This is a genomic window from Shewanella sp. GD03713, assembly GCF_029843705.1.
GTDB lineage: Bacteria > Pseudomonadota > Gammaproteobacteria > Enterobacterales > Shewanellaceae > Shewanella.
On sequence record NZ_JAOCIW010000001.1, the window covers coordinates 3,844,921 to 3,862,184 of the forward strand.

The window sequence follows — 17,264 nt, forward strand, 5'->3', positions numbered from 1 at the left end:
CTGACTACATTGGCTCGATTTGCTCGACCATCAACTGCAGGGTGAAATTACCGCGATATTCGTTCACATCCAGCTTATAGACAATACGCGCATGCTGAATCGTCGCATCGGGCCAAGTGTGTAAATCCACATTAAAGGCAATAGCGTCTAACATCAGGGTACTGCATGGAGTTTCAAGCACTAATTTAAGGTGACGCTCCCCCACAATCCGCTGCTGGATAATCTTAAAATAACCATCGAATAATGGCTCCTCGAAGGACTGACCCCAAGGTCCGGCATTACGGAGTAACTGGGCGATTTCGAGGGTAAGTTCCGTCGGCGTTAATTCGCCATCGGACCAAAGCTCACCCGTGAGCTGCTCAGGCTTTAACAGTTCACGCACCGCATCATCATAGGCTTTAGCAAAGGTTGCGAAGCCACCGGACTTTAAAGTTAAGCCCGCCGCCATCGCATGGCCGCCAAATTTGCTGATAAGCCCAGGATGGCGAGAGTTAACCAACTCCAGCAAATCGCGCATATGCAAGCCTTTGATGGAGCGCGCCGAGCCTTTAATTTCACCATTACCCGCATCGGCAAAGGCGATAACGGGTCTGTGGTATTTATCTTTAATTCGTGAGGCAAGAATACCGATAACCCCTTGGTGCCAATCCTCTTGAAAGAGGGCAATACCCCACGGAAGTTGCTCTTCATTAAGCTTTAGATATTCAAGACTTTTCAGCGCCTCTTGCTGCATCCCGACCTCAAGCTCACGTCGCTCTTGGTTGAGGCTATCGAGCTCTGCCGCCATCCGCCTTGCATACATGATGTCTTCGCACAGCAGGGTTTCAACGCCTAGCGCCATTTCATCCAGTCTGCCGGCGGCATTGAGCCTAGGCCCTACGGCAAAGCCAAAGTCCGAGGCAACAATGCGAGCAGGATTACGTTTGGCCACTTCGAGTAAGGCGGTAATGCCTACGCGGCATCGACCACTGCGTACCCGCTGCAATCCCGCCTCGACCAGAATACGATTGTTGGCATCGAGCGACACCACGTCGGCCACAGTGCCAAGGGCAACAATATCCAGCAGAGTGCCGAGGTTGGGCTCGGCAATACCGCGGGCTTGATACCAATGACGAACGCGCAGCTCTGCCCTAAGCGCCGTCATCAGATAAAAGGCGACCCCGACGCCAGCAATGGATTTACTGGCAAACTGACAACCGGGCTGATTGGGATTCACTATGGCATCGGCCGCCGGTAACTCATGGCCGGGTAAGTGATGGTCGGTGATCACCACCTGCATGCCAAAGGCTTTGGCGGCGGCTACCCCCTCAATCGAGGAAATGCCATTATCTACTGTGATAAGTAATTCTGCCTGTTTGGATGCCGCCACGGCGACAATCTCAGGACTTAGGCCATAACCGTAGTCGAAACGATTGGGGATCAGATAATCGACCTTGCTCGCCCCCATCATTCGCAGCGCGAGGATACACACGCTGGTCGAGGTGGCGCCGTCGGCATCAAAATCGCCCACGATCAGTATCGACTTCTCTTGCTGCATCGCATCGGCAATCAACTTAGCGGCCTGCTCCAAGCCCGTCATAGTATCGGGTCTTAACAGGCCTTTAAGCACTAGCTCGCACTCGTTGGGCATAACACCACGGCGGGCGTAAAGCTGTCTTAATAACGGCGGAAGGTGAGCGGGTAAATGGCTATCATCAACGGTTGGACGACGGACTATCTTATGGATCAAGGGAGCAAACTCTTAAGCAATCATGGGGCTAAGATAACAAAAAGGTGAGCCTTAAGCTCACCTTTAATGGGATAAATTTATCCGAAACGGGATTATTTACGCGCTTCTAAGGTACGCAGTAAATCCGCAGGTGGTTGATATCCAGGGATCATGCTGCCATCTTCCAATACGATTGCAGGCGTGCCGTTAACACCAAAACTGGTACCTAACTCATACTGCTCGGCAATTTTGGCATCACAGGTCGCGGCAGACACTTTTTGGCCCGCCTTGGCTTCTGTCATGGCCTTTAATGGATCCTTAGCACACCAGATGGCTTGCATTTCATCGGCATTGGCAGATGGTACGCCAGCACGTGGGAAAGCTAAGTAACGCACGGTAATGCCCATCTTGTTGTAGTCGGCCATTTGGCTATGCAATTTGCGGCAATAGCCACAGCTTACATCGGTAAATACCGTCACTACGTGTTTTTCATCCTTGGCCTTGTATACCAACATATGATCTTCAAGCGGCTTCATCATCTCCAGACGCGGGCCAGCAAGTGCGGCTTCCGTCAGGTTTTTCATCCCCTTATCGAGATCGTACAAGTTACCGTGGAACAGTTTTGTGCCATCACGGCTAATATAGAGCACACCACGATTGGTCATGGCTTGGTATAAACCTTCAATCGGCGAGTCCTGCATTGAAATCACTTCAACATCTAACATCTCGCTGAGTTTTTGCTTAATCGCAGCGGTGTCGGGAGTGGTCGCCGTAGCGGCGCTGGCCAGAGGCGCAACAACAAGCGCGATAACTAAAGATAATGCTCGGGTCAACTTCATGGGACTTCCTATTAAGTAAATCGCTACTGCGAAATATGGGTCTGCTTATTAGACCTTGTATGGGGGCAAAAAGTTACAGACAAGCCAGATAGAATGCAAATTTATACTGTAACTAAATTCGACCATCCACGGTTTTGTGAAGGATCTAACTTAACCTCGAGGATGATGTTGTTGATGCAACTCTTGTAATCTCGCTCGCGCCACATGGGTATAAATTTGAGTGGTCGATAAGTCACTGTGACCTAAGAGCAATTGCACCACCCTAAGGTCGGCGCCATGGTTAAGTAAGTGGGTAGCAAAGGCATGTCGCAGGGTATGGGGCGAAAGCTCGGTTTCGATGCCAGCACGGCTCGCATAGAGCTTGATCCGATGCCAAAAGGTTTGCCTTGTCATCATCTGTGCCCGCTTCGAAGGGAATACCACATCGGACTGGATATTGCCCAAGAGTTCATGCCGTGCAAAGCTTAAGTAACGCTCGACCTCGGTAATGGCCAGCTCGCCCATGGGCACTAAGCGCTCTTTACCGCCCTTACCCACAATCCGCACTAAACCTTGGCGCAAACTCATCTGCTCCATGGTGAGTCCCACCAGCTCACTCACCCGTAATCCAGTGGCGTATAAGAGTTCGAGCATGGCTTTATCACGGCACTCGACGGGGTCATCCACATTGGGCTCGGCCAGTAATCTATCGACCTGTGACTCACTTAAGGAATCGGGTAACTGCCGACTCAATTTAGGCGACTCAATTAACGCCATAGGATCGCCAGCAATCTGTTTGGTCTGCAGTAAGTAGGTGTAAAAACGCCGTAAACTACTCAGCAAACGTGCACTACTGGTGCGGGCAAATTGTTGCTCGACGCGGTAGGCTAAATAGGCACGCACATCGGCTTGCCCTACCTCGATTAATCGCAGGTCTTGGCCCTGTTGATAGCGGTCAAAATGGCGTAAATCGGTGCGGTAGGCACTCAAGGTGTTATCACTTAAGCCCTTGCTGGACCAAAGATCATCGAGAAAGGCATCGATAAGCGGATCGCACTGATAGGTTTTAGCCACAAAAACTCCATAAAAAAACGGCGCACTCTAAAGATACGCCGTTGATATTAACTCAATTGTTCTGCTTCTGGCAGCGCCTTGTTTATGCCGCGCTGACAGTTTTCGCGCCGCTACCACGAATGATTAAACAGAGCACAATCACCACTAGCGTTGGTAATAACCACGCCATGCCCTCTTCATACAGTGGCAGGATAGACAACGTTGGAGACATACCACTGACGAGATCGATAAAGCTCTGCGCCGCTTCCGTCACGCCTTTACCGTCTTCACCAGTGAGGCTTTTCGCCGCGACTTTCATCCCATCGAAAATACCAAACAGCAAGGCTACCGACAGTGCCGCGCGATGGGCAAACTGTGGACGCGGGAAGTATTCGGTCAAGAAAGTCACCGCCACTAAGGCAATCGCCACAGGGTAAACCGCCATCAACACCGGAATACTGATAGTAATTAACTGCGACAGACCAACGTTTGCGATCAAGGCACAGATGGCGCTCAGTAGAACCACTAAGAAACGGTAAGACAGCTTTGGCATCAGCTCATTGAAAAACTCTGAGCAGGCACTCACTAAACCGACCGCAGTGGTTAAACAGGCTAGTGTCACAACGGTAGACAGCAATACAGTACCTAAACTGCCAAACTCACGAGTCACATAGTTAGTTAAAATCTCGCCACCGTTTTTCGCGCCCACGGCAATATCACCCGCCGTCGCACCTAAAAAGAACAGTGACACATACACAAAGGCCAAACCTGCCGCCGCGATAAAGGCTGCGCGGATCAAGTATTTAGTCTGCGCGCTAGGCTGGTCAATCCCCTTTTTACGCAGCAGATCGATAATCAACATACCGAACATCAAAGACGCTAGGGTATCCATGGTGTTATAGCCTTCGAGGATACCTTTGGTCAGCGGATGGTTTTGGTAGTCACCCACGGCCACGCCTACATCGCCTGCGGGTAAAAACACCACAGACAGGGCTAAACCGACCAGTAATAACAACAGGATAGGAGTTAATACTTTACCGACGCTGTCGAGTAATTTACCGGGGAACAATGCCAGCAGCATAGTCACAGTGAAGAAGCACAGGGTGTAGATAAGTTGCGACAAATTAAGCGACAAACTGCCAAGCATAATGGTCGCCGTAGTGTTGTCGATAAAGGGCTTAGCACCGATTTCATAGGCCACAAGACCGGTACGCGGCGCCGCAAACGCTGGTCCAATAATGATATAAATTGCGATAGCCAAAGCGGTTGCCGCAAACACTGGCAGCATTGCCATAACCTTACCTTGAGCCTTAGCAACAGCAATGAGCCCGACTAAAGGTAAACCTACGGCAGTGATGAGAAAGCCTAACATGGCAAGGGGCATATTCTCCCCGGCCAACATACCCGCAAAGGGTGGAAAAATTAAGTTACCCGCCCCCAAAAAAAACGCGAAGGTCATAAAACCTAAGCCCAATGTATCCCCGATACTCATCTGATTGTCTTGCACGGAAAGCCCCATCTTGTCTTATTGTTTTTAATAAACTTAAGTGATTATGTGTCGATTAGCCATAGCTAAAACAAAGCCCATTCGGAGTGCAAATCTATGTTTACACAATTCCGTGGTAAATATGTGCGATATCTGCTGAGTTTATAAACATAAATGAACTAAAAATTGGCTTCGCTGCCGATTTATTCACCTAAAAACCCGTTCACCTATCCGTTAATCATAAAATTGATTAAAAATGGGGGCGAAACCAATAACAGAATTCAAAAACCAATACAATAATCAAGGTTGTTTTTAAGAAAAAAACCACCTCAATGCTAATTAACTGCTAACAATCCGTTACCGAGGTAATAAATTAAACCGTTAATTAAGTGAACTTCGCCTCAAAACAGCATAAAAAACACAAAAACTAGATCTAAATGGAAGAATAGACTTATTTCACTTAACCATAAAAATCTTAGCTAAAGCGCGAACGGCCCTTTAAAATAGCGGCAATCATAAATCGCCCCCATTAATTCACTCGATAGTCTGATATCCAATGGCATTTACCTTTAAACAATTCCACATTGACGATCTTAATTGCGGCATGCCCGTCAGCACCGACGGCGTGATATTAGGCGCATGGGCTCCGCTGTCGCGGGCCAAGCATATTCTCGATATTGGTGCGGGAAGTGGATTATTGAGTTTAATGGCGGCGCAGCGTAGCCAAGGGCAGATAACCGCTGTCGAGTTGGAAGAAAAAGCCGCCGCGGCGTGCCAATACAATATGACGCAAAGTCCGTGGGCAGATAGATGTAAGCTCATCCATGGCGATATTCAACACGTTTGCCAACAAACTGAGTATCAAGGATATTTCGACCATATCATCTGCAACCCGCCCTACTTCGAACATGGCCCCAAGGCAAATGAGCAACACAGGGCGATGGCGCGCCACACTAACACCTTAGGCTTTACGCCCTTACTCGAGGCGATAAGTCAGTGCCTGTCGCATGAGGGCCAAGCCAGCCTGATCCTGCCCATCCAAAGCCTGACGCGCTTTAAGGCCTGCCTGCATCAGACTCAACTTCATCTCGTAAAGGAAGTGAGGGTAAAAAGCGTGGAGAATAAGGCCGCGAATCGCGTGTTACTGCTGTTGGCTAAGACTCTGTTAACCCAAAGTCAGGATGAACCCTGTCAACACACAGAGCTCACCCTACGTAGGGAAGATGGCCGTTATACCGAGCCAATGATTGAACTAACGAAAGATTTTTATCTAAAACTTTAATTGGTGTGAGTGATAAGGCTCGCATCAAGAGCCTTATCTTTTGTCGCGGATCTAATATCAGCTATCTATCCATTTATTTTTAATCTCAAGCACTTTGTCTAAGTTATCGGTAAATAACCGCACTAACTCAGGATCGAAATGCACCCCGCTCTGCTCATGGATATAGTTCATAGTTTTATCAACTGACCAAGCCTCTTTATAGGGACGTTTGCTGGTGAGCGCATCAAACACATCGGCGAGGGCGACTATACGCCCCTCTAATGGAATGGCTTCGCCTTTCAATCCATTAGGGTAACCTGTGCCGTTCCATTTCTCGTGATGAGTCAGCGCGACGGATTTAGCTAGTCGCAGCAGCTCGGAATCCGCCTCACCGATAATTTCGGCACCGATATGGGGGTGAGTTTTCATAATGGCGAACTCTTCATCGGTCAACTTACCAGGTTTGAGCATAATGCTGTCGGGAATACCGATTTTACCTATGTCGTGCATGGGCGCCGCGTGCAATAAATCATCCGCCTGCGCCTCACTCAGGCCGTAGGCCAAGGCCAAAATTTTAGAATAATGGCTCATACGCAGCACATGGGTGCCGGTTTCATTATCTTTATATTCGGCGGCGCGACCTAAACGTTGGATAACTTGCAAGCGAGTGCGGCGCAATTCATCGGCCTGTACTAAGGATAAATGGGTTTTCACCCGCGCTTTGACTATGGTGGCCGAAATCGGCTTCACAATGTAATCCACTCCGCCCACGGCAAAGCCTGCCGCTTCATCGTGTTCATCATTCAAGGCGGTGACAAAAATCACTGGGATCGACTGAGTCTCAGGGATATTTTTCAATAACTGACAGACTTCTAGCCCCGTCATATTGGGCATCATGATGTCGAGTAGGATCAGCGATGGCAGCTCAGTTTGCGCGAGGCGCAGGGCCTCTTCGCCACTTTTGGCAAAGATAAGATGGTAATCCTGATGTAAAACTTGCCTGAGCACCCGTAAGTTAACGGGCTCATCATCCACCAACAATAAGGTTTTCTTATGTTCAGATGTAGACTGCATTGCTACTCCTTATTCGCGGTGATAAAACGCCGTAACTCGGTCAATTCATTATGAGCAATATCAAAATCAAAGTTGTCTAGAGCCTCAGCAATAATGGCGACTCTCAGACGTAGAGACTCATCAATACGAGCGGTGAGCGCTTCAAGATCAGACTCTTCAAAACTATGGTGCGCAATCGATGCCAGCAAGGCATCAATATGCGTTAACAATTGTGCGGGATCGCCAGTCCCTGCATAGACGGCAGCGGATACTGCTGCCGCAGGCACTGTTGTGCCCTCGATATAATCCCCAATCTCGACGAGGGAGTCGCTAATCTGAGCAACTATGGTCTCCATGGCTTCAAGCGAGGGCAACTCAGCTTGCGCCAACTGCTCTAACTGCCCAAAGTGCGCCATCCATTGCAGCAGCCCCAGATTACCGCTAACTCCTTTCAAACTATGGCTTAAGAGTTTAATTGTTGCCGTATCTTGCTCATTCATTGCCTGTTGTAACGCTTGGCTTTTCTCTGGCCATTGGGCAATAAACTTCATCAACTCTTTGATAAATAGGGGCTTAGAACCCCACAATTTCTCGCCCTTGGCTTCATCGACTAATAACGTGCTCACTGGCGGCAAAGATTCAAACTCGGCTTGAGGCGGATTAAGTTGCAACACTCTGGCAATTTCCCGCGTTAGCAGCGCAAAATCGATGGGTTTATTGGCAAAGCCATCCATACCCGCCTGTTCGGCGGCGCTCTTGTCTTGCTCGAGCACACTCGCGGTTAAGGCAATAATTGGCATATGGGGTAACTGGAATTCAGCCTCTTGCTCACGGCGCATCTTCGCCGCCGTTAATCCATCCATTACCGGCATTTGCAGGTCCATCAAGGTGATATCGATGTCGGCTTTTTGCATCCGCAGCAGCGCCTGTTCGCCATCGCGGGCAGTGATCACTTTATGCCCTTGGCGGGTTAACCATACGGACAATAGATCGATATTCTGTTGAATATCATCGACCACTAACATCGTCAGTGGCGGTAATGAGCCATTGTCGGCGCGCTGGGTCGATAGCGGCTCAGAGCTAGGTTGTAAGGGAATCGTAAAGCGGAATGTACTGCCTTGGCCCAAAGTACTTTCGGCGGTGAGCTCTCCGCCCATCAGTTCGACCAACTGCTTACTGATGGTCGTCCCAAGCCCAGTGCCTCCGTATTTGCGGCTCATGGAGGCATCGGCTTGGGCAAACGCTTCAAATACCCGATTAAGCTGCTCAGGCGACATGCCAATTCCAGTATCAATAATCTCGAAGGTGATTTTGGTCGTATCTTGGGTCGTATCTTGTGGAAAGACTCTGACCGTCACCGTCCCCTCGCAGGTAAATTTAACCGCGTTGCCAATCAAATTGATCAGCACTTGGCGGATACGCTCCGGAGAGCCGATAAAGTTTGCCGCCATCGTCGGCGCAACATCGACCTCGAGGGATAAACGCTGCTTCTTCGCCTGCAACCACAGGGTTGAAATCACAGTATCGATTTCATCGGTTAAGCAAAACACGCGGTTTTCTAACTCGAGTTTGCCCTTGTCGAGTTTGGCGCTGTCGAGCACATCGTTGAGTAGATGCAACAAGGATTTGGCGGAGCGATTGATGGTGGAGAGCTGCTTTTGCTGCTCAACATCTAACACCGATTCCAACAGAATATCGCTAAAGCCGATGATGGCATTCATTGGCGTGCGGATCTCATGGCTCATGTTTGCCAAGAAGGCCGCGCGGGCGGCAGCCGCCTGCTCGGCATTATTCTTCGCCGTCACTAAGTCCTGCTCCATCTCCTTACGCTCGGTGATATCCATCAGGAAGCCGTCAATCCACACCTCTTTGCTGGTTTCATCGAGGATATAATTGCCGTGCTCGAACAACCAACGCACCCCGCCATCTGCACGGATAATGCGATATTCCATCGAAAAGGTCGGCGGCTGCGCTTGGGCGTAAATGGTTTCAATATCGTCCGGATGATAGAGATCCGAGAAGAAACGTTTCGGATGGGGAAGCTCGAAATCCTCAGCGGGATAGCCAGTGATGTTTTGCACCGCGTCGCTGATAAACACCATGGGCCAGCCCTCAGTGCTTTTACAGCGATAGGCAATGCCTGGAATATTAGTGATCAGCGAGCGAAACTTGGCCTCATTGTTTTTAAGCTCTTGTTCCATCTCATTACGTTGGCTGAGATCGGAAATAAAGCCGACAAAGTAATGGGCTTTGCCCTGCATCACATGGCCAATACTCAGGCGCACTGGCACTAAATGGCCCGCCTTATGCTGCGCCTCGACCTCACGCCCCGTGCCAATAATCTGCGCCTCACGGGTTTTCACGTATTGGGCTAAATAACCATCGTGGTTCGGCCGAATCGAGTCGGGCACAATTTTCTTCACATTCGCGCCCAGTAACTCGCCGGGGGACCAACCTAAAATAGTGGTCACCGCTTTGTTCACATTCACTATGATGCCTTGCCCATCGATCGTAATAATCCCATCGACTGCAGTATTCATCATGGCGCGCATACGGTCTTCGTTGGATTTTGCGAGCAAAGACAGGTCTTTATATTTAAAAATCACGTTCACGATCAGCACTAAGCAGATGATGATAACAGTGATCACCGAAACGCCGAGCGCGAGATAGAATGAGATTTCCGAGGTCTGCTCGCTCAGCTCCAAACCTTCTGGTTTAACGAATCGCGCCGCCGCCATGCCAGTGTAATGCATGCCCGAAATCGCCAGTCCCATCACGATACTGGCGATAAAATTACAGCTAATGCTATTCATGTTGGAGGAAATAAGCTGATTCAGCCCAGTGCGCACCCACAGCGCAATAATGGCGAGTAGCACGGCGACTACGATAGACAGCGCAAAAATCCATGGGTCATAACGCAGTAATGGTGCCATCTCCATGGCCGCCATCCCCACATAGTGCATAGTGCCAATCCCAGCGCCCACTAAGATGCCGCTAATCAGCACTTGGGAAAGTTGAAAACTCGGCTTAGAGAGCAAATTCAGCGCCACCCATGAGGCACCAATACTAGGCAAAAGGGATAGTACCGTGAGCCCAAAGTTATAGGTCACGGGCGAACATAAATCGAAGGCCAACATTCCGATAAAATGCATCGACCAGACGCCACCGCCGAGGACGACGCTCCCCGTCAGTAACATGATCTGTTGCCGCGCTCTCGATTGACTCTGCACCGCTTGGGAGGTGACCTGAAAGGCCATAAAAGCGGCAAAAATCGCAATCAGAATGGAAATAGTGACCAGCAGGGGATTGTAATAGACATTCAGCAATAGGCTGTCTTGGGAAGAAATAAAAAACTGCGATAACCAATCAAAAGCCATATGTTCCAAGCCCATGTTTTAGAAACGTAAAACCTAATCGTAACCAACATTCGAATACGCCAATCCAAGCAGGGCTAACGCTTGGGTACTATGGGATGCACTCATCAACCATAGGCACAATTTATTGTTAAGACTCCAGCTAACATCCCATCAATCCTTCGAACTCTCTCAACAACAGCCAATTTTTTACAATGTTCTCTTTATCTTATACATCTTTTGCAAAATGTCTGCCTTCAAATGCAATAGAGTACGGTAAAATCCACTCCCAACAGCCGCCACCAACTAGCCTTGAAGTGAGTAGACCCGCACTGCATCGGCCAAAGCACGGAAAAGTAAACCCTCTCCCGATTAAATTATTTAAGTTAACGGTTATAACCTTTATAATGCTTGGCTATTATTCGTCGAGACGCCGCGCATGCAATTTGAAGATTTTCAGCTTGACCCTAGCTTATTAGAGTCACTTAAAGCCATGGGGCACCTGTCGCCCACCACCATCCAGCAAGAAACCCTGCCACATGCCCTCGAGCAGCGGGATATTTTGGCGCGCGCCCCGACGGGTACAGGTAAAACCGCCAGTTTCTTATTGCCTGCGTTACAACACTTAATCGACTTTCCCCGTCGCTATTCTGGCCATGCGCGAATTTTGATCCTGACGCCAACCCGTGAGTTAGCCAGCCAAATTCACCGTTATGCCTGCCACTTAGCCACAGGCCAAGGGCTGAATATCGCCATCATCACTGGTGGTGTGCCCTATGGTCCGCAGGAAGAAGCCCTAAAAGACAATATCGATATTCTGGTCGCGACTCCTGGTCGTCTGATGGAATATTTAGATAGAGGCAAATTCAGCGCAGAATCGGTCGACATATTGATCATCGACGAAGCCGACCGCATGCTCGATATGGGTTTCTCCGCCGTGGTGAAGGCCATTGCCATGGAAGCCCAAGGTCGTAAGCAAAATATGCTGTTTTCGGCCACCCTCGAAGGCAGTGGCGTTATCCGTTTTGCCCGCGAAGTGCTTAACGATCCTATCGAAATCGATGTCGACGCACCGCGCAAAGAAAAAGCCAAGATCCACCAATGGATCCACCTTGCCGATGATAAAGAACATAAGATTGCCCTGCTGTGCCATCTGCTCAAACAGGAAGAAGTTAAACGCGCCATCGTATTCGTAAAGACTCGCGATGTGGTTTCTAGCCTCGAAGGCCAACTGCTGAAAGCCGGTATTCCCTGCGCCTTTATGCGTGGCGATATGGAGCAGAAGAAACGCTTCCAAGCTTTAAGCCGCTTTACCAAAGGCGAAGTGAATGTGTTACTGGCGACCGATGTGGCCGCTCGTGGTATCGATATCGATGATATCACCCATGTGATTAACTTCGACATGCCACGTTCTGCCGATAGTTACATCCACCGCATTGGTCGCACTGGCCGCGCGGGTGCGAAAGGAACGGCGATTTCATTAGCCGAAGCCCACGATATGCGCATTGTCGGTAAGATTGAGCGTTATATCGAGCAGCCGCTTAAGCGCCGTATCATTGAGGAACTGCGTCCTAAGCACAAAGAGGCGCGTGTACCGACCAAGAAAAAAGCGAAGGTGAAAGCCAAAGAAGCGGCCAAGCGAACCAGCAAGAAAGAGGCAGCGAAAAAGGCCACTAAAATTGCCCGCAAGAAGCAAGCTTAAATCCTCCTAAAAGCCGCATAATGCGGCTTTTTTTATGCTCGCCGGCCGCAAAAAATCGCTATAACAAATGCAAACGCAGTGACCCAAACACTCTTATCTTCCGTATGCTTATCGGCGGCCAAAAAAGAGGTGGCGTACCGTAAAAACGCGCCATCACCTTTAGACACATTTTATTTACAAAAATAAATTTATTGCGCCGCTCGACTCTGATACTTTAGGCGCATTAAGCGATTTAGCACGGATGTAACAATCATATGATGAAAACTTTACTCAGGAGATTATCTCCTCTGTTTATACTGCTGTTATTTGTTGTTGGTGCGATTGCACTGATGTCAACTAAGGAAGCCCCCGAACAAAAACCTGAAGAAATGCCAGTACCTATCGTCGATGTCACTCAGGTTGAGCAGCAAACGGTATCGCTTAATCTTCCTTCCTACGGCGTGGTTACCCCTAAATATAAGACGCAACTGGTGACCGAAGTCCAAGGGCGGATGCTGAGCATTTCGCCGCAATTTGTGGCTGGTGGCATAGTGAAGAAAGGCGACCAATTAGCCCAAATCGAACCTTCGGATTACGAAGCCGATTTAATGCAAGCAGAAGCCACCTTGGCTCAGGCAACCGCGGCGCTCAATGAAGAAATCGCCCGTGGCGAAGTCGCTAAAATCGAATTTAAGGGCTACGACAAAGGCTTACCGCCAGAGCTGGGATTACGTATCCCACAGCTGAAAAAAGAGCAAGCCAACGTTAAATATGCCCAGGCCGCACTGGCACGCGCCCAGCGTAACTTAGAGCGCACTGTTATCCGCGCGCCCTTTGATGGCATTATCAAGGCCAGAAATGTTGATTTAGGTCAGTACGTGACATTAGGCACTAACTTGGGTGAACTGTACGACACTAGCATTGCCGAAATTCGTCTACCTATCTCTAACGATGATTTAGCCTATTTAGAATCCGTCGATCACCCCGATACCCAAGTCACCTTAAGCGCCTCTTTGGCGGGTAAGGAAAACACTTGGATGGGTAATATTATTCGTAGCGAAGGCGTGATTGATGCCGATAACCGCATGGTTTACCTCGTCGCCGAGATTAAAGACCCTTACCTACGTGAGCATAAAACCCAAGGCAGTTTACCGCTGAAATACGGCAGCTTTGTGAATGCCGTGATTAAGGGCCGCACCGTCGATGGCATAGTTAAACTGCCTCGCCACGTGGTGCGTAATGAGCATGTGGCCTTGATTAACGAGCAAAATATTGTCGAGATGCGCCATGTGAATGTCGTACGTAGCGATCTTGAAAATGTGTTCATCAAGGACAGCTTAAAAACCGGTGAACGCGTTGCCATCACTCACTTTAGCAATATGGCGAATGGCCAGTTGGTCAAAATCATAGGTGAAGATGCCAAGCCAGTGCAGACCCCCACACCTAAGGAAGATGCTCCTGAGTCGAGTCTTGCGGCCGCTGGGGTGAACTAATGGATACTCAAAAAGGGATCTTAGCCTGGTTTGCCCGCAACAGCGTGGCAGCCAACCTGTTAATGTGGGCGCTGCTGATTGGCGGTCTATTTAGCACAGTGTTGATTAATAAAGAGGTATTTCCCTCTTTTAACCTTAACTTATTGAGCATTACCGTTGCTTATCCCGGCGCTGCGCCGCAGGAAATCGAAGAAGGCATCAACATCAAGATTGAAGAAGCCATTCAAGACATCAACGGGATTAAAAAAGTCACTTCGGTTGCCAGTGAAGGGGTTGGCGCCATCACGGTCGAAGTCGAAGATGACTACGACGTGCAAACCGTACTCGACGAAGCCAAGTTACGTTTGGACGCGATCTCCACCTTTCCGGTGAACATCGAAAAACCGCAAATCTACAAAATCGAACCCGAAAACAACGTGATTTGGGTGTCAGTCTACGGTGATATGTCGCTGCACGATATGAAGGAGTTGGCCAAATCGGTACGTGATGATTTGACCCAACTTCCCGCCGTCACCCGTGCGAAAGTCACGGGCGTGCGCGACTATGAAATCGGTATCGAAGTCTCTGAAGATAAGCTGCGGGAATACGGCTTAACCTTCTCGCAAGTCGCCTTGGCGGTGCAAAACTCTTCTATCGACTTGCCGGGCGGTTCGATCCGCGCCGAAGATGGCGACATTCTGCTGCGTACTAAAGGCCAAGCCTATACCGGCGATGATTTTGCCAATATTGTCGTCACCACCCGCGCCGATGGTAGCCGAGTGATGTTGCCTCAGGTGGCAACCATTAAGGACGATTTTGAAGAGCGTTTAGAGTACACCCGCTTCAACGGCAAACCTGCGGCCATTATTGAAGTGACCAGCGTTAACGATCAAAACGCCCTCGACATCGCTCAACAGGTCAAAGACTACGTAGAGAAACGCCGAGCCACTCTGCCAGCCAATGCAAAATTAGACACTTGGGGAGATTTAACCCACTACCTCAAGGGCCGTTTGAACATGATGATGTCGAACATGTTTTATGGCGCCCTGTTAGTGTTTGTGATCTTAGCTCTGTTCCTCGATCTCAAACTCGCCTTTTGGGTGATGATGGGATTACCCGTGTGTTTCCTCGGCACTATGCTCATCATGCCGTTGGAACCTTTCTCCATGACCATCAACATGCTGACATTGTTCGCCTTTATTCTCGTCTTGGGGATAGTGGTCGACGATGCGATTGTGATAGGTGAAAGCGCCTACAGTGAGGTCGAGCGGCACGGACACTCGATTGATAACGTGATCCGCGGGGCGCAAAAAGTGGCCATGCCCGCCACCTTCGGGGTATTAACCACTATCGCCGCCTTTATTCCTATGTTGATGGTTTCTGGCCCCATGGGGATTATTTGGAAATCCATCGGCATGGTGGTCATCATGTGTCTGGCATTTTCACTGGTGGAATCTAAATTTATCCTGCCAGCGCACTTAGCCCACATGAAGTTCAGAAAACCAGGTGAACCCACGGGTTTCTTTGGTCGCTTCAAGGACAAATTTAACAATCGTGTTCAGCACTTTATTCACCACAGTTACCGCAACTTCCTCGAGCGCTGTATCCAACATCGCTACAACGTCGTCGCGGCCTTTATCGGAGTATTGATTTTATCCATAGCCTTAGTCGCCAGCGGCAAAGTGCGCTGGGTGTTCTTCCCCGACATTCCATCGGACTTTATCCAAGTACAGCTAGAAATGGATGAAGGCAGCTCAGAGCAGAACACCCTCAAGGTGGTACAGGATATTGAAGAAGCCCTGTACAAGATGAACGCTAAAATGGAGAAGGACAACGGTAGCGAAGTGGTGAAGCATAGCTTTATCAACATGAGCTCGCGCACCTCCGCCTTTATCTTTGCCGAACTGACCAAGGGCGAAGACCGAGAAGTGGATGGCGAGGCTATTGCCGCCGCATGGCGCGAACAATTGCCAGAATTACTGTCGGTGAAGAAGCTCGACTTCAACGCCAGCGGGAACGGCGGTGGCGGTGGTGACATATCCTTTAGATTGACCTCGAGCGATCTCGAAGAATTATCAGCAGCCGCCCGCGAGCTTAAGCAAAAGCTCGCCACCTACGAAGGTGTGTATGATATTGCCGATAACTTCTCTTCGGGCAGCCATGAGATCCGCTTAAAGATCCGCCCCGAGGCCGAAGCGCTTGGCTTAACCTTGTCTGATTTAGCTCGCCAAGTCCGTTATGGCTTCTATGGTTATGAAGCACAACGTATTTTGCGTAATAAAGAAGAAATCAAGGTCATGGTGCGCTACCCCTTGGAGCAGCGCCGTACCGTTGGCTATCTCGAGAATATGTTGATCCGCACGCCGCAGGGCAAGTCGGTACCTTTCTCTACCGTTGCCGAGGTTGAAAAAGGCGAATCCTACGCCTCAATCACCCGTGTCGATGGCAAGCGGGCAATTACCATTATTGCGAATGCCAACAAACACAAGGTGGAACCTTCTAAGGTTGTTACTGAAATACAAAAGGATTTCCTGCCGCAGTTACAGGCCAAGTATCCTAAAATCCAAACCACCCTCGATGGCGGCAGTTTGGATGAACAGAATGCTATGGTCGGTCTAATGCAGGGCTTCTTCTTTGCGCTGTTTACCATTTATGCCTTAATGGCGGTGCCGCTTAAGTCATACAGCCAGCCACTGATCATTATGTCAGTGATCCCCTTCGGGATTATCGGCGCGTTGTTTGGGCATTTGATCCAAGGTCTTGCCATGAGCGTCTTGAGTCTCTGTGGTATCGTCGCGCTCGCCGGGGTAGTGGTAAACGACTCCTTGATCTTGGTGGACTTTGTAAACCGTGCGCGGGAGCAAGGACAATCGGTCAGACAAGCGGCGGTGGACTCAGGATGTTATCGTTTCAGGGCGATTATCTTGACCTCATTGACCACCTTCGTCGGTCTTGTGCCTATTATTCTTGAGCGCAGCCTACAGGCGCAGATTGTGATCCCTATGGCGACTTCCCTTGCCTTCGGTATCCTATTCTCGACTGTGGTGACCCTAATTTTGGTGCCTTTGCTGTACATCATTCTCGATGATGCGAAACGCGTTGGAAGCCGCTTCTACCATTGGTGGTGGCGTCCAAAAACATCGCAGGAGAGACATTTACATGCCAATGAGAGCCACAAGGTGTCCTTAGACGCCTTTAATGAACCTGACTATAAACAGGATTAGTGGTCGTTCCGTCACCATAGTCACCCATAAAAAGAGAGCCTAGGCTCTCTTTTTTATCTCTGACCGCCCCTAACGAGTAAAGCGCGTTGTGCGATCTAGGTGGCAGTTATCAAGGATCGCATTCGTTACACTCAACCTAAGTGACCGCCAAGATG

The 17,264-nt window shown here is 49.5% G+C and carries 10 protein-coding genes; 4 read left to right on the forward strand and 6 right to left on the reverse strand.

Annotated elements, in window-relative coordinates; genetic code table 11:
* Nucleotides 1–4: 4 nt before the first annotated feature.
* The 4 genes from recJ to brnQ form a co-directional block, all read right to left on the reverse strand.
* Nucleotides 5–1,729, reverse strand: a complete 1,725-nt coding sequence (gene recJ, locus N5E87_RS16890) for a single-stranded-DNA-specific exonuclease RecJ (RefSeq protein WP_279775469.1) — start codon at nt 1,727–1,729, stop codon at nt 5–7.
* Nucleotides 1,730–1,821: 92 nt separating this feature from the next.
* Nucleotides 1,822–2,547 carry a bifunctional protein-disulfide isomerase/oxidoreductase DsbC gene (dsbC, locus tag N5E87_RS16895; RefSeq protein ID WP_011718133.1) on the reverse strand — a complete coding sequence of 242 codons (726 nt, stop codon included), beginning with the start codon at nt 2,545–2,547 and terminating at the stop codon, nt 1,822–1,824.
* A 150-nt stretch (nt 2,548–2,697) separates the two neighbouring features.
* Complete coding sequence (gene xerD, locus N5E87_RS16900; protein WP_279775470.1) at nt 2,698–3,600, reverse strand: site-specific tyrosine recombinase XerD; 903 nt, start codon at nt 3,598–3,600, stop codon at nt 2,698–2,700.
* An 82-nt stretch (nt 3,601–3,682) separates the two neighbouring features.
* On the reverse strand, nt 3,683–5,098 hold the full coding sequence (gene brnQ, locus N5E87_RS16905; protein ID WP_176399838.1) for a branched-chain amino acid transport system II carrier protein: 1,416 nt from the start codon (nt 5,096–5,098) through the stop codon (nt 3,683–3,685).
* Between the two features lie 523 nt (nt 5,099–5,621).
* On the opposite strand from brnQ, the gene N5E87_RS16910 reads away from it, so the two are divergent.
* On the forward strand, nt 5,622–6,347 hold the full coding sequence (locus tag N5E87_RS16910; RefSeq protein WP_279775471.1) for a methyltransferase: 726 nt from the start codon (nt 5,622–5,624) through the stop codon (nt 6,345–6,347).
* A 57-nt stretch (nt 6,348–6,404) separates the two neighbouring features.
* Here the strand turns inward: N5E87_RS16910 and N5E87_RS16915 are convergent, their stop codons facing one another.
* Both N5E87_RS16915 and N5E87_RS16920 read right to left on the reverse strand, forming a co-directional pair.
* Nucleotides 6,405–7,400 (reverse strand): two-component system response regulator, encoded by a 996-nt coding sequence (locus N5E87_RS16915; protein ID WP_279775472.1) that lies wholly within the window; start codon nt 7,398–7,400, stop codon nt 6,405–6,407.
* Nucleotides 7,401–7,402: 2 nt separating this feature from the next.
* Nucleotides 7,403–10,771: an MHYT domain-containing protein gene (locus N5E87_RS16920; RefSeq protein ID WP_279775473.1), complete on the reverse strand. Its 3,369-nt coding sequence runs from the start codon at nt 10,769–10,771 to the stop codon at nt 7,403–7,405.
* 400 nt (nt 10,772–11,171) lie between these two features.
* Between N5E87_RS16920 and srmB the strand changes: the two genes are divergently transcribed.
* The 3 genes from srmB to N5E87_RS16935 all read left to right on the forward strand — a co-directional run bounded on the left by srmB (nt 11,172) and on the right by N5E87_RS16935 (nt 17,109).
* A complete protein-coding gene (gene srmB / locus N5E87_RS16925; protein WP_109286512.1) occupies nt 11,172–12,434 on the forward strand; it encodes an ATP-dependent RNA helicase SrmB in 1,263 nt (420 codons plus the stop codon).
* A 254-nt stretch (nt 12,435–12,688) separates the two neighbouring features.
* A complete protein-coding gene (locus tag N5E87_RS16930; RefSeq protein WP_037430327.1) occupies nt 12,689–13,906 on the forward strand; it encodes an efflux RND transporter periplasmic adaptor subunit in 1,218 nt (405 codons plus the stop codon).
* Complete coding sequence (locus N5E87_RS16935) at nt 13,906–17,109, forward strand: efflux RND transporter permease subunit (protein ID WP_279775474.1); 3,204 nt, start codon at nt 13,906–13,908, stop codon at nt 17,107–17,109. Before N5E87_RS16930 ends, N5E87_RS16935 begins: the two co-directional genes overlap by 1 nt.
* The last annotated feature ends 155 nt before the right edge of the window (nt 17,110–17,264 follow it).